Raw genomic sequence first — 24,126 nt, forward strand, 5'->3', positions numbered from 1 at the left:
CGGCGACGCTGGCTCCGGCGTTCGTTTCACGGGCGGGGACGGGCGAGGGGAGCGACGGCCGTTCGATCCTCACCCAAGCCGGCCCGAGTTTGTTCTCCGTCGATGCCGTCACCGCGGCGCCGCTGTGGCGGGCCTCGGTCGGCCCGGGCGGGATCGCCCACTTCCCGCCCGTGCGGGCGGACGCCGGGGGGCTGGCCGTGCTGATCTGCGATGCGATTCGGCCCGCGCTGCTGTCGGTCGATCGCTCGACCGGCGCCGTCAACTGGCGGCTGCCGCTGCCCGCCCCGGCGACCGGACCGCCTCGGAGCGAAAATGCCCAGATTCTAATTGGCTGCGAAGACGGCTCGCTGTTGGCGGTCAACCGCACCACCGGGCAGATCGACGGCGGATTGAAGTTCCCGCAGTCCGTCCTGTCCCCGCCGGTCGCGGCCGGCGGAGCGGGGGACGCCGCCGGCAGGCGCCTGCTGCTCGCCGCGGGACAGAACACGGTCTACACCCTGGTCGGCAACCCGCCGACGCTGGAGGCCGTCAGCTATACCGGCCACGGCTCCGGGGCGATCCCGGTGCCCCTTCAGCCGATCGGCCGCAACGTGTTGATGTGCGACAACGATCGGGCGGACTCCGCCCTGCTGCGGGCGTTCGCCGTGGACGAGGAAGACGGCGAGGCGACGGAAGTCGGCCGCGCTCGCGTGAACGGCCGCATCGACGTGCCTCCCGAACTGCGCGGGGAGAACCTGTTCGTCTCGACCTCCCCGGAGCGGATGACGGCGTTCGCCGTCGCGGACGATCCCGGGAAGAACGTGTTCTCGCGGCTGGCGACGGCCCAATTGCCGAATCCGCAGCCGGTTCCCACCTATCTGGTCGCCGGCCCGGACGGGGCGTTGTGGGCGGCGGGGTCGGCGTTGCGCAAGCTGGAACTGACGGGGGAGGGACTGAAACTCTCGCCGGCCGCGCTGGCGGCCGGTCGGCACGTCGCCGTCCCGGTCCCGCGGATCAGCGGCGATCGGTTGTTCACGACTCGACTGACCGAGGCCGGCACCGCGACGATCCTCGCCGCCGCCGAGGCCCGCTCGATGGAGGGGATGAGCCGCACCGTCCTCGCGCCGAAGCTTCTGGCCGTGACCCGCGGCGAACGGCCGTCCGTGCTCTCCGCGACCGGCGTGTTGACCCCGCTGGGCGACGGTTTCCCGACGAACTCCGGGGGGGCGGCGACGTTCCTCACCAACGGCCGCGAACTGCCCGGGCTGGAAGCAAACGGCCTCGATCCGATCCTGGCCCGCACGTTGCCGGACGGCGGAGTGGTCGCGGGCGTCGGCGGAGAGGAACCGCGGGCTTGGGAAATCGACGCCGACGGGCGTGCCGGACGCCCGATCGAACTCCCGTCCGCTCCGGAACTCGCCCCGCTGCCGTTGGGTCCGGGACTGTTGATCGCGACGGCGCCGCGGTTGGAGTTGGCGGTGGGGCGCGGGGGGCGCAGCGTCTCCGCGTTCACGGCGCCGGTCTCCGGAGGCGACGTGCCGGCGTGGACGTCGGCGGTCGGACTGACGGAGAACAAAGCGGCGGTGATCGACTCGGCGGGCGTGATTCGCCTCGTCACCTACGAAAACTCTTCGCCCCCAAGCCTCGCCGAAGAAGCCTCCATCACCCCCGGTTGGTTCGCCGACGTGCCGCCCGCGGTCGCCGGCGACGCACTGATCGTGGCCGGCTCCGACGGCAAACTGCACCGGCTCGGCGGCGCCACGCTGAACGAAACGGCGGTCGTCACGCTGCCCGCTCGCGCCGCCTTCGAGCCGACGGTGATCGGCGATCGGGTGCTGGTGGCCTTGGAAGACGGAACGGTCGCCGGTTTCGCCGCCGCGGACTTGACCGATGCGACCACCACCCCGCTGCCCGAACCCGCTGTCGGTCCGCCCGGCTCCGTCGGGGACGGCCTCGCCGCGGTGGTGACGGCCGGGGGCGTCGTCGTCGGCCTCGATCCCGCGACCGGGGAGATCGCCGGTCGCGCCGAGACCGGGCAACCCCTCGCCGGGGCGGTCTTCATGGTGAACGATCAGCCAGCCGCCGCGGCCGCGGACGGGGCGGTGGTGCATCTCGATTTCAAACCGCCCGGCGACGCCGTGGCGGAGGGGGCGGAATGATGACTCGCTCGAACTTTGCGCTGCCGCTCGGCCGAGGCGGGAGCCTGTGGTCTTTGGGAACGCTGTTTTGCCTCATGGCCTGCGGCGCCGCGCCGGCTGCGGCGCAGGAGGGGCTGCCGACGTTGGAAGAGCTGGAACTCCCGACCGCCGCGGAGTTGCTCGCCCGACGGCCGACGGACTGGATCGTGTTGAAGACCGGGGGCGTGGTCGAGGCCGGCGCCGTTCAACCCCGGCCGGATACGCTCGCGCAGTTGCAGCGCCGCCAGGACTTTGTCGAACGCATGGCCAGCCGCGACGCCGAAGGCCGCAAGGCCGAACTGGCTCGATACGTTCGCGGGGACGACCCGGCGCCCCCGGCCCCGCTGCGGCCGCAGGCGGTCGCCCGCTTCGCGGAGGAATTTGACGCCCTCTCCGACGACGAGATCCGTCGCGCCGTCGAGGAGATCGGCGGTCGACAGGCGGCGGAGAAGCTGAAGGGTCGAACCGGCGCGCGGCTGCGGTCGGAGGCGGTCGTCGGCAGCCGGGAGTCGTACATCGGACTCGTCGCCCAACTCGACCGGCTCGATCTCGTGCTGCTCGATGAGGAGTTGGAAGACCCCGAGTTCAGCGTCGCCGTGTTCAAGGTGGATCAGATCATCCATCACGAAGACCTGATGCTGCGACGAGCCGATGAGCTACTCGAATCGGGCGACATGCGCAGCGCCTATGAGTTGCTGTTCGCCCTCGCCCGGATGAACAGCAGCGAGATCCTCCCGGAGGGCTGGCCGGGGTTGCAGGAACGACTCGATCGCGCCGCGTTCATCGACGCCGGCGAGTTGCTCGATTTGGGCCTCTTGGAAAACGCGATGGGCCGGATGGAGGTGTTGCTCGATCGCTCCCCGGACTTCCCCGGGGGACTCGATCGGCTCGCTGAAGCGGCGGACGGGCTGATCGGCGCCGCGGAGCAGGCGGACGACATGCGGGAGGCCCGGTTCTTCCTCGCCCGGCTACGCAATCGCGGTCCGCAGCACCCGATCACGTTGAAGTGGGACGGGCAGTTCTCCAGCCGCGCGATCGCCCTGTTGGAAGACGCGGAGGCCGTCGCCGCGGACGATCCGTCGCTCGCGGCCGAGCGAATTCGCGAAGCCGCCCGGATCGATCCCACCGCGGAGGGCGTCGCCCGGGCGTTCACGCGGTACACGCGGCGCTACCAGGTGCTGACGGCGGGGGTGCTGGATCTGCCCCCCGCGGAGGTTTCCGAAGATCGGCCGCCGCCGTTCCCGCCGACCGATGCGGCGGACCGCGGCTCGTTCCTCATGTCGAGCCGGCTGTTCGAGATCGACCGCGTCGACGAAGCCCCGCACTATCGTAGCAACCTGCTGGAGGGCTGGGAGCCGACCGACCTCGGCCGGCGGGCGTCGTTCCGATTGCGTCCGCGGTTCCCGGACTGGCTGCCGCAGCCGCCGCTGGACGCCGCGGACGTACTCGCCGGATTGCAGGATCGACTCGATCCGGCCTCGCCGATGTTCGAGGAACGCCTCGCGGAAGAAATCTCCGGCGTGCGACAGCTGTCCCCGCGTGAGTTCGAGGTGATCTTCGCCCGCGTTCCGCTTCGCACCGAGGGGATTCTGGCGGAACCGGTCAAGGTGCTCCCCCGCCAAGTCACTAAGAGAGACTCTGCCGAGGGTGACGCGGAAGCAGGGGACGCGGCGCCGCCGCCCGGAGCGACGTTGAAGACGCCGTTCTTTCCCCGCGTCCCGGACTCCGCGGATCAGCCGGGCGTCGCCGTCTATCGGCGAGCCGTCCCGGAGCCGGCGGACTCGCCGCAATTCCACGTCGCGGAGGTTCGCGAAAAGGCCTATTCCGACGGCCCGGCGCTCATGCAGGCGTTCCGGCGCGGGGAGTTCGATCTGCTCGTCCATCCCCGGCCATGGGACGTGCCGACGCTGTTGAAGGACGAGAGCGTGCTGAGCTTCAAGTCCAGCGTGCCGGCCGCTCATGTGCTTCAGATCAACCCGCGTTCCGCCGTGATGAAGAATGCGGAGTTGAGGAAGGCGTTGCTGCTCGCCCCGGATCGCAAGTCGATCATGAACGACGCCGTCTTCCGGACCGCGGAGGCGCAGTCGGCCGGCTTGGGGCGGGTGATCTCCGCGCCGTTCCCCAGCGCCAGCGAGGCGACGAACCCGTTGCTCAGACCGCGCTCGCAAAACCTCACGCTGGCGTTCGCCCTCTCCCTCGCGGCGGCGAGGTCGTTGGGGGAGGAGGGGGCGCCCGGGGTGCCGGAATTGACGATCCTCGCCGCGGACGACACCGTCGTCGCCGGGGTGTTGGACGAACTGGCCGCGACCTGGCAACGCATCGGGTTGAAGGTCCGCGTGGTGAGCGGCGGAGACGCGGCGAAGCTCGCGGCGGAGTCCCCGGAGGACTGGGATCTCGCCTATCGCACGTTGCGGATGCGGGAGCCGGCCCGGGAGATCGCCCCGCTGTTGACCAATAGCGACGACGTGACGCTCGACAGCCTGCTGATGCTCTCGGACTGGCTGCGACGCGACCTGATCGCTTTGGAGCGGGTCGGCAACCGCAACGACGCCGTGGAACTTCTCCACGATCTGCACCGCCACATGCGGAGCGAAGTGCGGGTGATTCCGCTCTTCGAGATCGACGAGTACGTCTTCGCTCGCACCACCGTGCGGAACGTGGAGGGGCCGCTGGTGCATCCCTATCAAGGCGTGGAGCGCTGGCAGGTCGATGCCGAACTGCCGACCGACGACTTCGAACTGCCGGAGGTGGGCCGATGAGTCTCAAATCATTCGTCGCGGCCACATTCGTCCTGCTGGGGGGCCTGTGGGCGCCGGATTCCTCGTGGGCTCAGGACGAAGGGCTGCCGGATTGGGAACGCCGTCCCTATCAGGTTCGGGTGAGCCTCGCCGCGGACGCCCGCACGCTCTCGCCGTTGCAGCTTGCGTCCGTGCGCGAGGACTTGGCCGACCTGTTATGGCGGACGTTCGGGGAGCATTGGACGATCTCCTTCGCTCCGCCCCCCGCCGCGCTGAATCGGGCCGACGCCGTCGGGCTGAACCGCCTGCAGCCGGACGACTTTCCGGCGCCCGCGGTCCCGCCGACGGAGGAGGAGCCGAACCCCGTCCGGCCGCCGGATCGCTGGTTCGTCGCGACGGTCGCCGCGTCGTCAGACCTCACGGACCCGGATCGCCTGACGGTGGCCGTTCGAGAGTGGGACGGCACCCGCCGGGCGCTGGGTCCGGTGCGGACCGCCGCGGCGACCGGCGTCCCGGCGGCGGCTCAGACTGCGGGGCGGTTGATCCGCGATCTGTTCCACCCGGAGTACCGCGTCTCGCCCGTGATCGACGCGCCGGTCGGGTCGACGGAGGTGCGGCTCGCCGCGCGGGCCGCGGCGCTGCCGGTTCGCGACCCCGCGGTCGATCCGCTCGCCCCGGGGCCGCTGTTGAGCGTTTTCCTGCGGCTCTACAACCGCGACGGGTCGTTCCGCGATCTCCGCGAAACGCCGTACACGTTCATTCGCGTCGGGCCGGTGCTGGATGAAGAGGACCCGCTCCGCATGCAGAGCGGCGAGGTGATCAGCGCCCTCCGCAGCGCTGTCGGGCGGACGCGGGGCCGCACGCAAACGTTGGCTCGACCGATTCATCAGGATCCGGGTGGGACGACGCTGCGGCTCGTCGCCCGCGGCACCGGCGGCGGGGGCGTGGAGGGCAGTCCGTTGGTCGGCTACCGCGTGCTGCTGGCCGACCGCCGTTCGCTGCCCTCCGATCTCCCTCCACCGAAGGACGGCGAGGAACGCCCCGAGCCGGAGCCGTACCCCGAACCGTTCTCCGACGTCAGCGACCGGGGCGGTCGCATCGAGGTGCCGATCGCCCCGCCCGTGATGCCGGATGAAGAACCGACGCCGGGGCTGATGTGGCTGCACGTCTACAGCGGCAAAGCGAAGTTGGGCGCCCTGCCGTACGTCGCCGGAGAAGTCCCCAGTGACACGTTGGAGCTGGATGACGACGCGCTCCGGCTCGGGCTGGAAGGCGAATACGCCCTGCTGGCCGGGGAGATGCTGGAGGTCGTCGCGAGCCGGGCGGTGTTGACCGCCCGCGCCAAGAAGGCCGCCAAGGACAAGGACTACACGGCCGCGGAGAAGCGGCTCGAAGAGCTGGCCGAGCTACCGCGGGCGGTGTCGTTTCAGCGGCGGATCGACGCGCTCGCGGCCGGCGTGCGGGCGGAGGCGCTGGAGTCCGGCGACCGACTGACCGCGGCCCGCACCGGGAAGCTCGCCGCGAAGATGCGGGAACTGGCGGAGGCATACCTCTCCAGCGACCCGCTCGCCGCGGCGAAGGAGCAGGTCTCCGAGTTGAAAGCGCTCGCGGAGGAGGTCGAGGAACGCGAACGCCGCGCCGCCGGCCGACGCGGGCAACGGTGAACCGATTCAGAGAGCGCCGCGGGCGTTCTCGCAGAACGCGGCGACCTTCGCCGGGTCTTTAATGCCGGGGGCGCGCTCCACGCCGCCGGCGACGTCCACGCCCCACGGCCGCACGATGCGAACGGCCTCCACGACGTTATCGGGCGTCAATCCGCCGGCGAGGACCACCGGGGGCAGGCGATCTCCGACGCGGTCCATTTCGTCCCGCACCGCGTGCCAATCCAGCTTCGCCCCGGTCCCCCCGTAGGCGCCGGGGACGGAGGCGTCCAGCAGCAGATAATCGGCTCGGCAGGCATCAGGTTGTGCCGCGAGATGGTCGAGCAGCGGATCCAGGGACCGCTCGACGCGCCAGGCCCGGACGTACTCGTGCACCGGGCGGCGTTCTGCGACCTGGGCGAATGCGTCCGGCGGCTCGTCGCCGTGCAGTTGCACCGCGCTCAGGTCGACGGCTGCCGCCCGTTCGAGGTCTTCGTTGGACGGATCGACGAACAGTCCCCATCGGCGAATGCCTGCGTCCGCGGCGAGGTTGGCGAATTCGGCGCCGGTCTCCGGGGTGACGTACCGCTTCGAGCCGGGCCAGAAGTTCAGACCGACCGCGTCGGGCCGCACGTTCGCTTGGCAGACGCTCGCGAGGTTCGCCGGGTCGGTGAAGCCGCAGATTTTGACGAACATCAAGTCATCATAGGCGAGCGGGGGGCGTCAGCCCTCCGTGTTTGGGGAAGCGCTCCGTCACACGGAGGGCTGACGCCCCCCGCTCGCCTCCGCGAGTTCACGCCAACGACCACTCGCCCGGGTCGAGGTTGTAGAACTCCCGCAGAATGCCGAACAGATCGGGCAGTTTCATGCGGAGGGTGCGGGGCTTCTCGAAGAAACACTCGGTGGCGACGGCGAAGAACTCGGCGGGGTTCGTGGCGCCGTAGGCGTCCAGCAGGCCGGGCAGGCCGCGTTCGACCTCGGCGGCGTGCTTCTCAAACGCCGCGTCCGCGACCGCTTCCCACCGCAATCGCGCGGAACCGGACAGGCCGGGCACGCCGTCGGCGTATCGGTCGGCGAGGTCCAGCACATGGGCGAACTCATGGAACACGAGGTTCCGCCCGTCGTCCGGGTTCGCCGCCCCGGCCAGCACGTCCGGCCAACTGAGCACCACGGCGCCGCCCATGTGGGCCTCGCCCAATCGGCCCTCGACGTCGCTGATCTCCGGCCCGCCGCCCATCGTGGCGTCGCCCAGCAGGCGGCTCGTGGTGACGCGATAGGCCGTCGGGTAGACCAACACGCTGGTCAGCGGACCGAACCAATCGGCCTTGTCCGGCGGCGTGCGGTCGCCGGCGAGCATCAGCGCGGCCTGCGCGGCGATGACGGCCCGCATCTCGTCGGTCAGGTCGAGTCCGTTGCAGCCCTCCCAGTTCTTCTCCGCGAGGAGGATGCGCGTGCCGGCCCGCACCCGATCCGCGACGGGGCGGGGGAGCCGGTCGAAGGCGGCGAACTGATCGTGGATCGCCCGTTCCCAGTCGTTGGGAAACGGTTCGGCCAGCAAGGCCCGCCGGCGTCGAGTGCGGAAGAAGCCGAACACCGTCTAACGCGTCGCGGCGTCGCGGCGAACCCGCCCGTCCGGCATCGGCACCGACGGATCGACGTCGCTGGTATCCACCGGACCGTCCGGGGCGGCGCCCGTCACGGAATCCAGCACGGCCTTGGTTGTCCCGTTGTTGTTGGGGCCGGGGCGTCGCCACCACTCGTCGGCGCGAGCCGGGTCGTACTGCGGATTCGGGCGGGGCAGCAGGGCGCCGCTGTCCGCAAGATACGCCTTGAGCAACGCTCGGAGCTCCGCCGCTTTCGTCGGCAACGCGGCGGCCAGATTGTTCTTCTCGCCCAGATCCTTGCGGAGGTCGTACAGTTCGACTTCGCCCTGGCCGTCGCGAGTGAAGAACTCGATCAGCTTGAAGTGCCCCGCGTGGACGGCAGCGGCGGGGCGGCTGTGGTGGTAGTGGGGGTAGTGCCAGAACACGGCGTCGCGAGCGGCGTCGCATTCGCCCCGCAGCACGGGGACGAGGCTCTGACCGTCCATCGTCACCCCGGAGGGCGGCTCGGCGCCGGCGAGATTCAGGATCGTGGGCGTCAGATCGCTGGTGGTGACCGCCGCGTCGCAAGCCCGCCCGGGTTCGGTCACACCGGGCCAATGGACCAGCAACGGCACGCGGATGCCGCCCTCGTACAGCGAGCCTTTCTCGCCCCGCAGCGGGGCGTTGCTGCTGACGAGCGGGCCGCTTTGCCCGTGGATCGGATTCGGCTCGCCGTAGTACACCTGATGCAGACCGCCGTTGTCGGAGGTGAACAGGATGACCGTGTCCTCGGCCTGCCCGGTCTCCTGCAACACGGTCCGCAAGCGGCCGACGGAATCGTCGACCATCTCCAGCATCGCGGCGAACGCCGGATCGCAAGGGTGCCCCGCCACCTTCGGCTTCGCCTCGTATTTGGCGATCAGCTCCGGCTTGGCGAACACGGGGATGTGCACCGCATAGTGCGACAGCAGGCAGACCCACGGTTTCTCGTCATCGGCGTGATCGCGGACGAACTTCTCCGTGCGGTCGGTCAGGGCCTCGGCGGTCCATTCCCCCTCCAACTTCTCCCGGCCTTCCGGGGTGACGAACGTCGGGGACTTATTGCCTCCCGTGGAGACCCATTCGTCGAACCCGCGGGCGCCGGGACCCTCCGTCTTGATGTCCCAACCCAGATGCCACTTGCCGAAGCTGGCGGTGGTCGCGGCGTCGCCCAATACGTTGGCGAAGGTGACCTCGTCCATCGGCAGCCGGTTGGGGATGGGCGGTTCCAGCAGCGGAGCGAACGGGCGAAAGTGCCCCGGGATGAAGTTCGTCAGCCCGGTGCGGGCCGGATCGCGGCCGGTCATCAGCGCCGCCCGGCTCGGACTGCACACGGGGCAACTGGCGTAGGCCGCGGTGAACTTCAGCCCCTCGGTGGCCAGCTTGTCGATGTGCGGCGTTTCGTGGAACGGGTTCCCGTAGCACCCCAGATCCGCCCAGCCGAGATCGTCCACGAACACGATCAGCACGTTCCGCGGCGGTTCGACCGGCTGGGCGACCGGCGTGTCCGCGGGGATCGGCTGAATCTGGATCGGCGGCGCCGACGGATCGACCACGGTCGGGCCGACCTGCGCGGACAACGAGGCGGGGCCGATCAGCCACGCGGCGAACAGCGCCGCGACGTAGGAAAGAGGACGGATCATGGGGGAACTCCGGATGAGGGGCCGCCATTGTGGCGGCGTCCGTATCGGAAGGGGAAGCCTGCCGGGAACTGAGCCGTTCTGTAGCGATTGGAGCGGTTTGAAACGAGAACGGCGGGATCCGGGTAGAAACGATTGTCCCGCCCCCTCCCGCGGCTTCGAGACTGCCATGTTCGCTCCGCTGATCTTCTGCCTCGCCGCGTCGCTCGAACCGCAGCCGCCCGACGTTTCGGCCGCGGCGCTCGCGCTGAACGAGGGGAACGTCTCAAAGGCGTCTGCGCTGCTCGAGACGACCCTCAAGGCCTCGCCCGGCGACGACGATGCGCTGTTTCTCATGGGAGCGACGAAGTTTTTGGGCGGGATCGAACGGTTCGCCCAGTTCATGTCGAAGCACGGCAGCGACGATCGGCTCGCCGGCTTGCTGCCGTTCGCTCGTCTGCCCGTGCCGACGAGCGCCGACCCGCAGCCGGTCAGCTACGAGCAATGGCGGCAGGCCCGCGTCGACCTGATCGCCGCGTTTGACGAGGCGGACTCATTTTTGGCGAAAGTCGACGGGCCGGTGAACGTGCGGTTGGACCTCGCGGCGCTCCGGCTCGACCTCAACGGCGACGGAACGGCGAGCGAGAAAGAGGGCGTGCTCGCCCTGCTGATGGGCGGCCGGATGCAATTGGAAGGGCAGCGTGGAACGCGGCGGGGCGGGGCCGCCGAACCGCCGTCGTTCGTCACGCACTTCGACCGGGCGGACGTGGAGTGGCTCCGCGGGTACTGCGACCTGCTGTCGGCGATCCTCGAAACGATGCTGGCCCACGACGCGGAGAACTGGTGGAACCACTGCGCCCACCTCGTCTTCGCCAAGCCGGAGGGCGTCCCGGGATACCTGATGGCCGAAGCCGACGGTCAATGGGACCGCGGCCGGATCTCCGACGTAATCTCCGCGGTTCATCACGTGAACTTCCCCGTCCGCGACCCGCAGCGGATGAAGAACGCCCGGCAACGTCTGCTGGGCATGATCGGCCACAGCCGCGCGATGTGGGAACTGATTCTCGCGGAGACCGACGACGAGCGGGAGTGGATCCCCGGCCCGACTCAGACCTCTTCCACCGGCGTGACGATGTCCGAGGACCGCGTCGCCGGGTGGATGGAGTTCCTGGAGGAGGCTGAGGCGCTGCTCAACGGCGAGAAGCTCGTGCCATTCTGGCGGACCCTCCCCGACGAGGACGGGCCGCGGGGAGTGAACCTCAAGCGCGTCTTCGAGGAGCCGCGTCGGTTCGATCTGGTCGAATGGATCCAAGGACCGGGCGCCGAGCCGTACCTCGAACCCGGCGAGGTCACCGACGGCGACACCTGGAACCGCCTGCAACGCCTGTTCAACGGCAACTTCTTCGGCTTCGCCGTGCTGATTAATTAGCGCGAGCCGCGGAACTCCGTAGCGGCGGCTTCCAGCCGCCGACTTTCGGCGTGGCCTTCTCTTCGATAGCCGCTCGCCGCGTGCGCGGACGGCGGCAGGATGCCGCCGCTACGAACCGGCTCAGAACACGCTGTACAGCGTGTCGCGGGCGCGTTTGACGAGTTCCGGGTCCTCCGCTTCGATCGCGGCGAGGTGCTTCTTCGCCGCGACAACGTGCGGGGGTTCGGAGGGGCCTTCCGCGGCGTCCTCGGGGACGTCCCGTTCGGCTTCCAGCAGGTACGAGATGATCGCCCGCTTCACGGCGGGCACGTCGTAGCCCTCTTTGGTGTAGAGACCGGCGATCCGCTCCATCGCGGCCCAGTCCTTCCAGCGGGAGAGGTCCGCGATGACGACCTCGGCGAGGTCGGAGTACGCCAGTTGCAGCCGCAGCGCCTCCTTCAACCGTTCCGCGGGGATGCGATCGCCGCCGTAGGTCCACATGAACCGAACCGCCTGCATGGCGGCGTAGACCTCGCTGAAGGGCACCGGGATCGGCTCGCCGTTCTCGTCCGTCAGCGGCTCGCCGTTCGGGCCGGGGATGTACTTCGGACGCAGCTTGGCGTCCTCCAATTCCTTCAGCCCCTCTTCGCCGGTCAGCAGGAGCAGGCCGCTCATCAGGCCGTCGATGCCGATGCGGAACTCGTCCGTGCCCTCGAAGATCTTGGCGCGGAGGATGTCCGCGTCCCCCGGCTCGCCGCACAGGCCCAGCAGCATGCCGTAGAAGGCAAGGCGGGAAGGATCGGTTTCGGGATCGAGGATCCAGACGGCCAGCTTCTCCCGCGGCAGTTCGTCCTTGATCGCTTCGACCTCCTCGAACGGCACGTTGCCGAACTCGCCGTAGGCGTCGGAGGCGACCAGGTCGTCCGGGTGCTGGAGGTGCTTGAGGTAGTACCGGAGCCGATCCTCCGGGGGCGAATCGGGACCGGGATTGTTCTTAAGGTAGGCGAAGCCGTCGGCGCTGATCGGCACCGGCAGATCCCACTCCGGGAACTCCCCGCCGCCCGCGGTCAGCAGCAGCGTCTCGCCCAGTTCGCCCGACTGGTAGCCCCGCAGCTTCAGCTTCTTGCCGGGCATGTAGGGCCCCTTGAGCGACTTCTTGACGAGGTACCGGGTGAACGCCGGACTGGCGTCGCCGCCGCGGTCCGCTTCGAGCCACTCGCCGAGGATGACGATGTCGCTTTCGGCGAGCTGGTCCGACAGCGTCAGCCCGGGGGCTTCGCAGAACGGACAGGCCAGCGCGGCGGTGAGGAGCAGGGCGGCGTGCATGCGAGGAATCCTGCGGAAAAGCGTGCGCGAAAGCGGGCGTGTGCGAGGCCAGCTTATGGGGCGATCGATCGTGACGGACCCCGTGGAGTCCTACTCCACGATCCGCGCCCCGTCGATGCGGTACAGGCGAAGCCAGTCCTCGCCGTCCCGCTGCGGGTCGAGATGGAAGGTGCCGACCACGTCGAACGGTCGATTTTGGATGTAGCGGCTCTCCTCGCCCTTCGCGAGTTTCACCGTCACCAGATCGTAGGACTTCGGATTGCGTCCGAAACAACAAATCTGGTTGTCCCGGGCGAGAATGAAGGCCCGCACCGGGTCGGCGTAGGTCGGGTACATGAACCCACGCAACGTGATCTTCTGTCCGTCCAGATCGCGGAGCCAATCCGGGAAGTAATCGACCACGTCCGCCGGCACCGGCTCCGCGTTCAGCACCTTGAGCAGGTCCAGATCGTCGAAGGAGACCCGCAGCGTGCCGTCGCCGGCCGGAGAGAAGCTGTTGATCGGGATGAGCAGCTTCAGTTCGCGCGGCTCGCCGGAATCGTCCACGGTCGGCTCCGGCATGCCCGGTTGATCGTCCCCCGCAAAGCCGCCGGCGAAGCCGTCGTTATCCGCGGCGACGGTCGCCGGGGCGGGGGCGAACCCGCCCGCAAAACCGTCGTCCTCCTCGGCAGAGGACGCAATCGCGCCGTCGAAGCCGTCTTCGTCCGCTTCGGCGGCTGCGAGTTCGATCTCGGAGGTCGGTTCCTGACTCCTCGCCGGCTCGCCGTCCCCGATGGGTAGGGCGTCGGAGGGAGGCTTCGAGTCCGCGGCGCTCGCCGAGAGGGCCGCGGGGACCGTCGAGCCGGATTCCGGCGGCAGCGTCGGTTCCGCGTCGCTGTAGGCCGTTCCCACCTCTGCGGGACCGCAGCCGGCGAGCAGCGCGGCGCCCCCGATAGAGCCGACGAACAGCAGTGCGAACCGATTCAAAAGGAGGTCCTCGCGGGGCCGGCCTGGGTGGCTTTGATGCGGAACAGCGGTTTGACTTCCTCTTCGCTGCCGGTGTCGCCCACTTCAAAGGTGCCGGCGACGCTGACGAGGCCGGAGTAGAAATCGGCTTTCTGCCCCGTCATGTCGACCCGAATCATGTCCGTCAGTTTGGGCTTGCCGCCGAAGCAGCACTCCCCGCTGTCCTTGACGAAGACGAACGCCCCCAAATCCTCAACCTGCCCCGACGGATCGGGGTACATGTAGCCCTTGAGAAAAATCTTCTCGCCGTCGAGTTTCTGGACGGCCTGGCTGACGCCGCCCTGCGGGGCGACCGCCTTCTCGGAGATGTCCGCCGTAAAATCGATGCGGGTGTGCCCCTCCGGCAGTTCGCCGGCGTAGGCGACCGAGTGATACGTGGCCCCGCCGGCCAACCCGGTCAGCGAGAGGACCATCCCCAACCCGGCGATCCACAGTCCGGCGCCGTCCTGCGTGCGGATCGTCCGCCAGGCGATGAACGCCGTGACCAGCCCCGCCGTCGCGATCAGAAAGCCGACGATGCCGACCGCGGGCAGAAATGCCACCAGCGAGCACAGCCCCAGCACCGCGGAGACCGGCGCCGAGACCGGGATCGGTTTGTAGTCGAAGTCCACCCGTTCCGCTTGCGGCAGCGGAGCGACGGCGGTGTCGAACGTGGCGGTACTCATGGCGGCGTGGGGCGCAGGGGCGACGCGCGGCATCTTAGCACGGCGCGGGGGACGATCTCTAAGAGTGTACGCTCCGAAGGCCGTCCGCGTGGGATCGTTTGCGGTCCAATCCTGTCGGGGAGGCATGGTCAATCCGTGCCGTCGCGGCGTACTGTCGTCACCCGCAACGTCCCCCTCGCGAGTTCTCCCGATGTCCCTGCCGTGGCGGTTCACCCCGCTCGACCCGACCCGCGTGCGGCGGCTGTCGGACGCCCTGTCGATCGGCCCGCTGACGGCCCAGGTGCTGATCGCCCGCGGCTTGGACGAACCGGCGCTGGCGAAGGCGTTTCTGACCCCCTCGCCCAACGATCTGCACGCCCCGGAATTGCTGCCGGGCGTCTCCGAGGCCGCCGACCGCATCGTCGCCGCGGTGAAGGCGGACCGCCGGATCACGATCTTCGGCGACTACGACGTCGACGGCATCACTTCGACCGCCCTGCTGGTCGACTGCCTGCGGTTGGCCGGAGCGAACGCCGACTACGTCATCCCCAACCGGAACGACGGCTACGGCCTGAACGTCGCCGCGATCGAGAGACTGCACGCGGAAGACCCGGATCGATTGGTCGTCACGGTCGATTGCGGCATCACCTCCGTCGCGGAGGCCCAGCGGGCGAACGAACTGGGGCTGGAGCTGATCGTCACCGACCATCACACCCCCGGCGAGACGCTGCCGCCCGCCGCGGTCGTCGTGCATCCCCGCCGGCCGGACGCGGAGGTCGCCTACCCCTACGGCGAACTGTGCGGCGCCGGCGTCGCCTTCAAACTGGCCTGGGCCGTGGCGAAGCGGTTGGGCGACGGCACGCGGGTCAACGAACGCTTCAAATCGTGGTTGATCCGGGCGCTCGGGCTGACGGCGCTGGCCACGGTCGCGGACATGGTCCCGCTGACCGGCGAGAATCGCACCTTCGTCCATTGCGGGCTGCGGAGCCTCTATCACCACGCTCCGCCGGGCTTGAAGGCGCTGCTGGGCGTGTGCGGCATCGAGGACGGTCGGCCGATCACCGCGGAGGACGTCGGCTTCAAGGTCGGCCCCCGCATCAACGCCGCCGGCCGGTTGGAACAGGCGAGCCTCGCGGTCGATCTGTTGCTCTCCGCCGACCCGAAACGCTGCTCGCAACTCGCGGATTACCTCGACACCCTCAACGAGACCCGCAAGAAGACCGAAGCCGACGTAGTAAAGGCCGCCAAGAAGCAGGCGGTCGACGAAGGCTGGGTGGAGCGGCCGGGGTTGGCGCTGGCGTCCGACGACTGGCATGCGGGGGTCGTCGGCATCGCCGCGGGGCGGGTCGCGGAGCACTTCGATTGCCCGTCGATCGTGATCGCGTTCGGCCACGGCGGCGACCCGGACCTCGGCGCGGGCTCGGCCCGCTCGCGGCCCGGATTCGATCTGCACGCCAGTCTCGGCCGGTGTTCCGAGCACCTCGAAACCTACGGCGGGCACACGATGGCCGCGGGGGTGAAGGTACGGCGGGAGAACCTCAAAGCGTTCCGCGAAGCGTTCGCCGCGGACGTGGCCGAGCACTTTCGCCCCGAAGCCGCCGACGCCCGGGTCGATGCGGAAGTACGGCTCGCCGACTGCACCCTGAACGCGGTGAAGGAACTGGACGAGAAGCTCGGCCCGTTCGGCAAATCGAACCGACGGCCGGTGTTCGTCGCGACGAACGTCACGCTCGACGGCGAGCCGCGGATCATGGGGCGAGACGATTCGCACCTCTCCGCCCGCCTCGCCCAGACCGGCCGGGTGATGAAGGCGGTCGCCTGGGGCCGGGCCGCGGAGGCGGACACGCTGGCGGTCGGCCCGCTGGCCGTGTCGTTCACCGCGGAGATCAACCGCTGGAGAAACGGCGAATCGGTCCAGTTGCAGTTGCGTGAGTGGCGCCCCGTGGACAGCTCTCTCGAAGCGACCGGCTGACGTCCCCGCCTTGCGGGCCGGAGGCGCGGCGGGCATCGTCTGCCCTGCCGCGACTCCTTCGATCGTCCCGATGTCTCGCTCTGTTCGTTTCGTCCTGCCGCTCCTCGCGTGGGGGGTGTGCGCCGCCCCCGCCGCGGCACAGTTCAGCGGGTCGAGCGAGCCGCAACCGGCCGGCGGACGACCGGATTCGACCCGTGTCGGAGCGCTGGAACTGCTCCGCGGCGCCGGCGAAGCGTTCACCGGTCTGTTTCGCGACGAGAAGGTCGCCGAGGGACCGCCGGAGTGGGACTCCACGACCGGTCCCCGCGAGGCGGTGATGACCTTCGTCACGGCGATGGATCGCGTTTCGCTGGGCGATCAGGACGCGATGTCCCGCGCGCTCAAGACGTTCCCCGCTTCGCCGGAGGACGGTCTCGACCGACGGGAACGAGAGGCGGCGGCGGAACGTCTGTGGGACGTCTTTACCCGACTGCCGAACGTGTCGCCCTCCTCACTGCCGGACGCGGACCGCTGTGAACGCGAGGGGATCACCCGGTGGGAATTGTTCCCCCGGGGGTTGGACAGCGACTGGGCCTACGCCGCGCTGTCGGAAGGCTCCCCCGACGGCACAATCGTGTTGGAACGAGGTTCGGACGGCTGGCAATTCACCGCCGAGACGGTCGACGGCGCGGAGGATCTTTCGAAGAGTCTCGCCGCGATCCCGCCGCGTCCCCGGGAGGCGATCGCCGGCGAGGCGTTCGTGCGGGCCGTCGTGCCCGTCTTCACGCAATCGCCCTGGTGGGCGTGGCTGCTCGCGGCGCTGGGTTTGGCGGCCGGCTGCTTCGCCGCGTGGCTGGTCGCCCGGGGACTGAATGCCGCAGCGGGATGGCTGGCGAGAGATCGCGGGAACGCGCTGGACAGGCTCGGCGGCGACCTGATCGGTCCGATCCTGCGGAGTTTGGCCGTACCGCTTGGGCTGGTGATGGTCGTGCTGGGCATGCTCGCCGGCACGGCGCAACTGGAACTCACGGCCACGCTGGAGAACGCTCGCTGGTCGATCGCGGAACTGTTGTTGGTCGTCGCAGGCGCCTGGCTGTTCATTTCGCTGTTGGAGCTGGCGATCCTCGGCGTGCGACATGCCGCCTTCCCGGACGACGATCAGTACGCGCGCATGACCGCCACCGTCGCCCGCCGGGCGCTGCGGCTGATCGCCGGGATCGTGCTCGGACTGTTCATCGTGCAGAACCTGTTTGAATGGAACGTGACCGCGGTGCTGGGCGGCGTCGGCCTGCTGGCGCTGGCGCTGAGCCTCGCCGCCAAGGACGCCGTCGCGAACCTGTTCGGCGGAGCGATGATCTTCGGCACGCGCCCGTTTCTGGTCGGCGACTGGATTAGCTTCGAGGGAAAGTGGGGCGAGGTCGCCGACGTGAGCCTCCAGGCGACGCGCATCCGCCTGCTGACCGGCGAGATGTGGTCCGTGCCGAACAGTAATTTCGTCGACAAGCCGGTGGAGAACCTCTCGCTGCGCAACTACCTGCGGCGGGTGTTCGACGTCCGTCTGCCGCTCGACACCCCGCCGGAGAAGATCGTCGAGGCCAAAGACATCCTCACCGACGTGCTGACCAGCGAACCGGTCGTCGGCGACGGGCAGGGCGATCTGGAAGGGCGACCGCCGAAGGTGAACTTCGAGTCCGTCGGCGAATACTCCTTCAATCTCCGTGCGGATTACTGGTACCTGATGCATCCGGAAGAACGACTCGCTCAGCGGGATACCGAACGCGGTTGGTTCAGCTACCTGGCCCACTGCGACGTGGTCAATCGGGCGGTCGTCGAACGATTCCGCGACGCGAAGATCCGCTTCGCCCTGCCGGCGACGGTCGTGTACGAGGAGGGCGAAACGATCCCCGGCGCCGCGGGCGCGACCGAGGCCGGCGGCGACGGCGGCGGCCTCTAGACTGCCGGAGATCGGGGAACCCCGGTGGCGACCGTCGCCGGCAAGCGGCAGGGTCGGCTGATGTCCGAAGGCTCGCCCCCCGCCGAATCGCCGAATCACCCGTCCAACCCGGCGCCCGGTGCGGCGAGCGATCCGGCGGTCGTGACGGACGAACAACTCGAACGCGATTTCGACGCCGCCCCACCGCTCGAAGGGCCGGCGCCGGTTCCCGCGACCCGCACGTTGCTGACGGGCGCCCTAATGGGGACCGCGAATCTCGTCCCCGGCGTCTCCGGCGGCACGATGGTGCTGGTCTGCGGTCTATACGCCCACTTCGTGGACGCGATGGCGGCGATCACGCAGGGACGATTCACCCGGCGGGCGGTGACGTTCGTCGCGCTCTTGTTCGCCGCGAAGTTCGCCGCGATGGGCCTGCTCGGCGGACCGGTGGCGGAGGCGGTCGTCTCGCATCACGCGCTCGCCTACAGCTTGTTTCTGGGAATGACGCTCGCGGGAACGCCGGTGGTCTGGGCGATCTTTCGGAACGCCCCGCCGCAAACCTCGCGGACGTGGTGGGCGTGGTTGTTGATCCCCGTGGGAGCGGCGTCGATGGCCGCGTTGCCGGCGCCGCAGACCCATGCGGAGTTGGAGGAGGACTACCGGCCGACGCAGAACATCCCCCTGGATGCCGCCGCCGGGGCCGCGGCGTACGGGGCGATGGTGCTGCCGGGCGTCTCCGGCGGGACGATCAAGCTGGCGCTGGGGCGCTACGAAGCGACCGTCTGGTCGCTCGGCCAGCCGCTGCCGTGGCTTGGCTCGTTAGTTGGCTTGGGCGAAGCGGCGCCGATCTCCGCATGGGGACCGATCCTGCTGCCGTACTCGCTGGGGGCGATCGCCGGGCTGGTGATCGTCTCCAACCTGCTCAAATGGTTGCTGCAACGCTACGAGCGGGCGATGGCGGCGCTATTGCTGGGCGTGCTGTGGGGCAGCGTGGTTCCGGTCTGGCCGTTCGACGCCGACAGCGGCCCCCCGGATTGGATGAAGGGGGCGCTGGCCGCGGCGATCGGGTTCGCGGCGGTGTACGCGCTCACCGTGTGGCACAAACGGGCGGAGGCGAACGACGCGCCCGACCCCGCCGCGACGGCCTGAACGTCCGGCGCCCCCCGAGCGGCGTCCTCAGAGCGTCGCCAGCCATGCCGGGAGACCGTCCGCCAACTGGCTCCGCGTGAGCACCGGTCCGCGTTCGGCCGCACGGGCGGTCTTCAACAAGTCCGCGAGAACATGCGGACCAAACGACAGCGTCGGCGGGGCGTGCTCGGGCAGATCCGCCAGCCAAGCCGCGGCGCCGGGCAGCGAGAGGTCGAGGATGATCGCGGCGGCGTCGCCCGCATCCGCTTTGGCGACGCTCAGGGCCCGGGTCGGCGTCATTCCGGCGGATCGAACCGCCTGCACGAGCGGTCCGCCGGTCATCAGATCGCCGCAGACGATCAGCGCGGTTCGCGGAGCCTCCGCAGCGCCCGAGGTCGTGGGAGGGCTCGCCGTCACTTCGGGTCGTTCAGAAAACCGAGCAGCGTGCTGTCCACGTCCTGCTCGTCGTCGTTGTCCTGGAACCCGGCAAACGACGATTGATCCTCTGAATCGCCTGCTCCCGGCAACGCTTTGAGCGCGGTCGAATCCGCGTCGCCGCCGTCGTTGCCGTCCTCGTTGAGGAAGGCGAACGCCGCGTCTTCGTCGAACACGGTGTCGTTCCCGTCCTCTCCGCCGAACGACGCGGGACTCCCCCCTGCGACCTCGGCGGCGCCCGGCGTCCGCTCTGAATCCGACTCGCCTTCATTCTCCGCCTCGTCATCGACAAGGGACTCTTCGGGCGACTCGTCTACAGATTCGTCCTCATTTTCCTCTGCGGTGACCTCTGAATCGACCGCTTCGACGACGACCTCATCAGCGTCGACCTCGGCGGCCTCATCGTCGCTGACGGGCTGAACGATATCTTCGGTCTGGATGAGGTCTTCTACGGCCGGGTCGTCCGGCACGAACTCTTCCTGCTCAGCCTGCGAAGTTTCAATCGGAGAATCCGGGACTGGGTCGTCTTCGACGACCACGGGGTCGCCGGGAGCGGCCGTCTCCGCGGTTCTTTCCGTGACCGGCGAGGGGAGATCCGGCTTATCCCGCGGCGAACGATCGAGACCCGCGTCGTGATCCAATTCGCTGTCGGTGACGAGCACCGAATCGTCGCTGAGATCGTCCTCCGCCTCCTGGCCGACGACCACGCCGCTGGGCGAATCCTGCAGCTCGCCCTCGGGATGATGCGATTCGACCTCCTTCAGCATCTGCACGCCGTCGGGACGATAGTGGCGGTCGCCGGCGCGGACCAACTTCATCGTCACGCCGCCGATCGACAGCGTGCCGCCCAGGGGCACCTCCATGTCGGAGTCGCCGACGCCCTCGCCGTTGACGAACGTGCCGTTGCGGCTGCCGAGATCACGCACGCGGACGACGGAGCCGTCGACCGTCAGACGGCAATGCGACCGGCTCACGCGACGAGAGGAGATCCGCAGTCCCGCGTCCGTGCCGCGACCGACCACCGCGTCCCGCTCCAGCCGCACGGTCAACGGGCGACCTTCGGCACGGGGGAGCAGGAACTCGGCGGCCACGGGGGGATCTCGCGGGGGTCAGGTTGTTCTCCCTCCACCGTACAGAGCGTGCCCCCACGGATCACGAAGTTTTCATGGACGGTTGCAATCCGTCCACGGGTCGGCCGCTACAGCCGGCGTCACCCACATGGCCGCGGGGGGGCCGCTCTCGTTTCCGCGGGTCGACGATCCAATCGGCTCAACGATCCAATGAAGAACGCCGCCGGTCCCCAGCGGGGACCGGCGGCGAGGCGTTGACGGAACGGTGCGTGAGTCAGGCGGCGGCTTTGTGGATCGGGGGGTTCGCGACGCCGCCGCGGACCATTTCCTCGGTGATGACGTAGGTCTGCCCCTTGCCGGTGTCCGGCAGGTCGTACATCAGGTCGAACATGCCGCCTTCGACGACGCTCCGCAGGCCGCGGGCGCCGGTGTCGTTCTCGCGAGCCACACGGGCGATCTCGCGGAGAGCGCCTTCGGTGAACTGAAGGTCGGCGCCTTCCATTTCGAAGAACTTTTTGTACTGCTTCACCAGGGCGTTCTTTGGCTCGGTGAGGATGTTCACCAGATCCGCTTCGCCCAGCGGGCTGAGGGCGGAGAGCACCGGCAGTCGGCCGACGAGTTCCGGGATCAGGCCGAATTCCAGCACGTCGTCCACGGTGACGTGGGCGAGCAGATCCTTGCTGCGTTCGACGCTGTCCTCGCTGCCGAACCGGTTGAAGCCGATCGCCCGGCGACCCAAACGCTGGGCGATGATCTCCTCCAGACCGACGAACGTCCCGCCGCAGATGAACAGGATGTTGCGGGTGTCGAGCTGAATGTACTGCTGCTCCGGGTGCTTGCGTCCGCCCTGCGGGGGAACGTTGGCGACGGTGCCTTCGAGCATCTTCAGCAACGCCTGCTGCACGCCTTCGCCGGAGACGTCCCGGGTGATCGAGACGTTCTGGGAGGTCTTCCCGATCTTGTCGATCTCATCCAGGAAAATGATGCCCCGCTGGGCGGCTTCGACGTCGAAGTCGGCGGCGTGGAGCAGCTTGAGCAGCAGGTTCTCCACGTCCTCGCCGACGTAGCCCGCCTCGGTGAGGGTCGTGGCGTCGCCGATGGCGAAGGGGACGTCGAGGATCTTGGCCAGCGTTTTGGCCATCAACGTCTTGCCGCAGCCGGTCGGGCCGACGAGGAGGACGTTCGATTTTTCGATCTCGACCTCGTCCCCTTCCTCTTCCTGGTGCATCAGGCGCTTGTAGTGGTTGTGCAGCGCCACGGCGAGGCACCGTTTCGTGCTGTCCTGCCCGATGACGTATTCGTCGAGGTGGGCGACGATCTCACGCGGGGTGGGAACGCTGCTGAACAGCGCGGTGCCGCCGCGCCGTTTGCGTTCCTGATCCAAGATCGACTCGCATAGGTCGATGCAGTTGCCGCAGATGTAGCAATCGTCGGGGCCTTCGACGAGCGGGCCGACGTCCCGGTAGGACTTCCGACAGAAGGAGCAGTTGGCGTCTTTTTTCTTCACGGAATCGCGTCGGCCGGAGAAGTTTTTGGAGGCGGGCATCGGGCGGGGCGGTTCCGTTGGAGCGGACCCGGGGGCTGACTGTCGCCGCGGGGGGATAGTCTATGCAGCCGGGTGTTGCGAAGGGCGAAGGGACGGGCGCCGCGAGCCTCCTGCACGCCGTGCCGACCGCCCGACGCCCGGCCTCACTGCCGGGGGCGCCGCTCGACCGGTCGCAATGAACCGGGCCGAGTTGCAAGGGGCGGACGATCCCAAGGGGGGAAAGTCGGAGCCGTCCGTTGGGCCCGAGGGCGAAACTGAACGGCTTCCATCGGTGTCGGCCGTCCGCCGGGAATCGCCTGACCGCCGTAGACTCACACCGAGCGAGCCACACCAGCCGGACGACCCGCGACGGGAACGAACCGACCGGGACCATATCCCGTCGTTCCGTCCGAATCGGCTCGACATCGAAGGGTTTTTCATGCACAGCCCGTGCCGAACCCGTGAGCGGTCGTCGCTTTTGGTTTGCAGCGCCTTGCTCACAGGGCGTTTTGCGGTCGCGGGGGCCGAGGGGGTCGCGAGACGCCGCCGGTCGCTCTCGATTCCGATGTAAGACCGACACGGCCGGATTCGGGAAAAATCGCAAACAGGTTCGCCCGCGGACGATCCCTCGGCCGATACCACCCTCACGACCGCCCCGATGTGCGCGCCGGCTCCGCACGGGGCCGCCCGCCCCGAGGCTCCCGCCCCGCTCCGGCTCCCCCGGGTGTGATGCCGCGTCCGCTCCTTCGTCGCCTCCCGATCGCCGCTGCCGCGGCCCTCTCCTCCCTCGGCGCTCTCGCGGGCGCCGCGTCGGCGGAGGAGGTGGTGCACAGCAATAAGGAGACGTTCCGCATCCCGTTCGCGGGCAGCGCCGAAGACCTCGCCGCCGCCGGCGCCACGGAGGCTTGGCTGCTGGTCAGCACGGACGGCGGTCGGGAATGGATCGAGGCCGGACGAGCCGCTCCGGGCGAGGGCGGGTTCCGCTACGCTCCGCCCGCCGACGGCGACTACTGGTTCAGCGTGCTGACGGTGGACGCGACCGGGCAGCCGGCTCCGGCGAACGTGGCGATCGTTCCCCAATTGCGGGTGCGGATGGACCGGGTTGCGCCGACGATCGATCTGTCCGCCGCTCCCGCCGGCGACGGAACGACGGCGGTGCAATGGACCGTCGCCGACCCGTCCGCCGATCCGGCGACGTTAACGGTCTCCTTCACCCCCCAGGGCGGATCGGCCCAGCGGGTGCCGGTCGCCGCGGGCCTGACCGGATCGTTTCGCATTCCCAGCGACCGAGCCGTGGGCGCCGTGACGGTCACCGCCGCGGACGCCGCGGGAAACGTCGGTTCGACCACCCGTCGCCTCGGGCCGAACGGCGTGTTGTCCGTGAGCCACTCGCAACCGGCTGCCGGCGGGTTCGATCCCGTTCCGACGCTCGCCGCCCCGCATGCGACGATGGGGAACATCGCTTCGTCCGGGTACGAACGAACGGCGCCCTCGCTGAGCGCCCCGCGACTGCCGTCACCCTCGCCTTCGCTGTCGCCGCATCGTTCGCAGCAGGTGGGGAGTTCCGTGGGTTACGACACCCCGTCGCACGCCGCTCCGGCGCCCGGGGGGCCGTCCATTTCGAGAACCCGCAACTTCAAGATCGGTTACGCCGTCGACCGCGTCGGCAGCAGCGGCGTGGGGGCGGTTGAGGTGTACATCACGCCCGACGGCGGCCGGCATTGGTACAGCTACGCCCAGGACGCGGATCGCGTCAGCCCGGCGGAGATTTCCGTTCCGGGGGACGGCGAATACGGCTTCTGCGTGCGGGTGCGCAGCGGCGCCGGTCTGGCGGCGGACCCGCCCCGCGACGGCGAGGCGCCGGACGTCCGGGTGACCGTCGACGGCACCCCGCCGTCCGTCGAGATTCTCTCCGCCGGCCAGGGC

At 69.3% G+C, this 24,126-nt stretch carries 16 protein-coding genes and 1 pseudogene; 8 read left to right on the plus strand and 9 right to left on the minus strand.

What is annotated here, in order from left to right; translation table 11 throughout:
• The 3 genes from LzC2_RS12040 to LzC2_RS12050 form a co-directional block, all read left to right on the plus strand.
• Positions 1 to 2,138, plus strand: a 2,138-nt coding sequence (locus tag LzC2_RS12040) for an outer membrane protein assembly factor BamB family protein (protein ID WP_171187243.1), incomplete at its 5' end; no start/stop codon positions are given.
• On the plus strand, positions 2,138 to 4,915 hold the full coding sequence (locus LzC2_RS12045; protein WP_171187245.1) for an ABC transporter substrate-binding protein: 2,778 nt from the start codon (positions 2,138 to 2,140) through the stop codon (positions 4,913 to 4,915). The genes LzC2_RS12040 and LzC2_RS12045, both read left to right, overlap by 1 nt.
• Positions 4,912 to 6,558 carry a hypothetical protein gene (locus LzC2_RS12050; RefSeq protein ID WP_171187247.1) on the plus strand — a complete coding sequence of 549 codons (1,647 nt, stop codon included), beginning with the start codon at positions 4,912 to 4,914 and terminating at the stop codon, positions 6,556 to 6,558. Before LzC2_RS12045 ends, LzC2_RS12050 begins: the two co-directional genes overlap by 4 nt.
• A 6-nt stretch (positions 6,559 to 6,564) precedes the next feature.
• Here LzC2_RS12050 and LzC2_RS12055 read toward each other — a convergent pair whose 3' ends face one another.
• The 3 genes from LzC2_RS12055 to LzC2_RS12065 all read right to left on the minus strand — a co-directional run bounded on the left by LzC2_RS12055 (position 6,565) and on the right by LzC2_RS12065 (position 9,799).
• Positions 6,565 to 7,230: a phosphoribosylanthranilate isomerase gene (locus LzC2_RS12055; protein WP_171187249.1), complete on the minus strand. Its 666-nt coding sequence runs from the start codon at positions 7,228 to 7,230 to the stop codon at positions 6,565 to 6,567.
• Between the two features lie 97 nt (positions 7,231 to 7,327).
• The gene (locus tag LzC2_RS12060) at positions 7,328 to 8,128 is read right to left on the minus strand and encodes a M90 family metallopeptidase (RefSeq protein WP_315854646.1); all 801 of its coding nucleotides are present in this window, start codon (positions 8,126 to 8,128) and stop codon (positions 7,328 to 7,330) included.
• 3 nt (positions 8,129 to 8,131) lie between these two features.
• Positions 8,132 to 9,799 (minus strand): sulfatase, encoded by a 1,668-nt coding sequence (locus LzC2_RS12065; protein ID WP_171187254.1) that lies wholly within the window; start codon positions 9,797 to 9,799, stop codon positions 8,132 to 8,134.
• Between the two features lie 166 nt (positions 9,800 to 9,965).
• Between LzC2_RS12065 and LzC2_RS12070 the strand changes: the two genes are divergently transcribed.
• Positions 9,966 to 11,204, plus strand: coding sequence for a hypothetical protein (locus LzC2_RS12070; protein ID WP_171187256.1), 1,239 nt, complete (start codon positions 9,966 to 9,968; stop codon positions 11,202 to 11,204).
• A 120-nt stretch (positions 11,205 to 11,324) separates the two neighbouring features.
• Here LzC2_RS12070 and LzC2_RS12075 read toward each other — a convergent pair whose 3' ends face one another.
• From LzC2_RS12075 to LzC2_RS12085, 3 genes are all read right to left on the minus strand, one after another.
• On the minus strand, positions 11,325 to 12,509 hold the full coding sequence (locus LzC2_RS12075; protein ID WP_171187258.1) for a hypothetical protein: 1,185 nt from the start codon (positions 12,507 to 12,509) through the stop codon (positions 11,325 to 11,327).
• A 90-nt stretch (positions 12,510 to 12,599) separates the two neighbouring features.
• Positions 12,600 to 13,475, minus strand: coding sequence for a hypothetical protein (locus tag LzC2_RS12080; protein WP_171187260.1), 876 nt, complete (start codon positions 13,473 to 13,475; stop codon positions 12,600 to 12,602).
• Positions 13,472 to 14,179: a hypothetical protein gene (locus tag LzC2_RS12085; protein ID WP_171187262.1), complete on the minus strand. Its 708-nt coding sequence runs from the start codon at positions 14,177 to 14,179 to the stop codon at positions 13,472 to 13,474. Before LzC2_RS12085 ends, LzC2_RS12080 begins: the two co-directional genes overlap by 4 nt.
• Positions 14,180 to 14,369: 190 nt before the next feature.
• Between LzC2_RS12085 and recJ the strand changes: the two genes are divergently transcribed.
• The 3 genes from recJ to LzC2_RS12100 all read left to right on the plus strand — a co-directional run bounded on the left by recJ (position 14,370) and on the right by LzC2_RS12100 (position 19,191).
• On the plus strand, positions 14,370 to 16,130 hold the full coding sequence (gene recJ / locus LzC2_RS12090; RefSeq protein ID WP_171187264.1) for a single-stranded-DNA-specific exonuclease RecJ: 1,761 nt from the start codon (positions 14,370 to 14,372) through the stop codon (positions 16,128 to 16,130).
• 70 nt (positions 16,131 to 16,200) lie between these two features.
• Positions 16,201 to 18,063 carry a mechanosensitive ion channel family protein gene (locus LzC2_RS12095; RefSeq protein WP_171187266.1) on the plus strand — a complete coding sequence of 621 codons (1,863 nt, stop codon included), beginning with the start codon at positions 16,201 to 16,203 and terminating at the stop codon, positions 18,061 to 18,063.
• Between the two features lie 24 nt (positions 18,064 to 18,087).
• Entirely contained in the window at positions 18,088 to 19,191 is a 1,104-nt protein-coding gene (locus LzC2_RS12100) for an undecaprenyl phosphate translocase family protein (RefSeq protein WP_171187268.1), read from the plus strand.
• Positions 19,192 to 19,218: 27 nt separating this feature from the next.
• Here LzC2_RS12100 and LzC2_RS12105 read toward each other — a convergent pair whose 3' ends face one another.
• The 3 genes from LzC2_RS12105 to clpX all read right to left on the minus strand — a co-directional run bounded on the left by LzC2_RS12105 (position 19,219) and on the right by clpX (position 22,221).
• Positions 19,219 to 19,587 carry a hypothetical protein gene (locus tag LzC2_RS12105; protein ID WP_171187270.1) on the minus strand — a complete coding sequence of 123 codons (369 nt, stop codon included), beginning with the start codon at positions 19,585 to 19,587 and terminating at the stop codon, positions 19,219 to 19,221.
• Complete coding sequence (locus LzC2_RS12110) at positions 19,584 to 20,696, minus strand: FHA domain-containing protein (protein ID WP_171187272.1); 1,113 nt, start codon at positions 20,694 to 20,696, stop codon at positions 19,584 to 19,586. Before LzC2_RS12110 ends, LzC2_RS12105 begins: the two co-directional genes overlap by 4 nt.
• Before the next feature lie 253 nt (positions 20,697 to 20,949).
• Entirely contained in the window at positions 20,950 to 22,221 is a 1,272-nt protein-coding gene (gene clpX / locus LzC2_RS12115; RefSeq protein WP_171187274.1) for an ATP-dependent Clp protease ATP-binding subunit ClpX, read from the minus strand.
• Positions 22,222 to 22,929: 708 nt separating this feature from the next.
• On the opposite strand from clpX, the pseudogene LzC2_RS12120 reads away from it, so the two are divergent.
• Positions 22,930 to 24,126: pseudogene (locus LzC2_RS12120) on the plus strand (hypothetical protein); the annotation flags it as partial.

It is taken from the genome of Alienimonas chondri, assembly GCF_013036045.1.
Taxonomy (GTDB): Bacteria; Planctomycetota; Planctomycetia; order Planctomycetales; family Planctomycetaceae; genus Alienimonas; species Alienimonas chondri.

Excerpts from the sequence above, each read along its gene's own strand:
- LzC2_RS12045 (WP_171187245.1), top strand. The coding sequence starts at position 2,138 with ATGACTCGCTCGAACTTTGCGCTGCCGCTCGGCCGAGGCGGGAGCCTG.
- LzC2_RS12050 (WP_171187247.1), top strand. The coding sequence starts at position 4,912 with ATGAGTCTCAAATCATTCGTCGCGGCCACATTCGTCCTGCTGGGGGGC.
- LzC2_RS12055 (WP_171187249.1), bottom strand. The coding sequence starts at position 7,230 with ATGTTCGTCAAAATCTGCGGCTTCACCGACCCGGCGAACCTCGCGAGC.
- LzC2_RS12065 (WP_171187254.1), bottom strand. The coding sequence starts at position 9,799 with ATGATCCGTCCTCTTTCCTACGTCGCGGCGCTGTTCGCCGCGTGGCTG.
- LzC2_RS12070 (WP_171187256.1), top strand. The coding sequence starts at position 9,966 with ATGTTCGCTCCGCTGATCTTCTGCCTCGCCGCGTCGCTCGAACCGCAG.
- LzC2_RS12075 (WP_171187258.1), bottom strand. The coding sequence starts at position 12,509 with ATGCACGCCGCCCTGCTCCTCACCGCCGCGCTGGCCTGTCCGTTCTGC.
- LzC2_RS12085 (WP_171187262.1), bottom strand. The coding sequence starts at position 14,179 with ATGAGTACCGCCACGTTCGACACCGCCGTCGCTCCGCTGCCGCAAGCG.
- recJ (WP_171187264.1), top strand. The coding sequence starts at position 14,370 with ATGTCCCTGCCGTGGCGGTTCACCCCGCTCGACCCGACCCGCGTGCGG.
- LzC2_RS12095 (WP_171187266.1), top strand. The coding sequence starts at position 16,201 with ATGTCTCGCTCTGTTCGTTTCGTCCTGCCGCTCCTCGCGTGGGGGGTG.
- clpX (WP_171187274.1), bottom strand. The coding sequence starts at position 22,221 with ATGCCCGCCTCCAAAAACTTCTCCGGCCGACGCGATTCCGTGAAGAAA.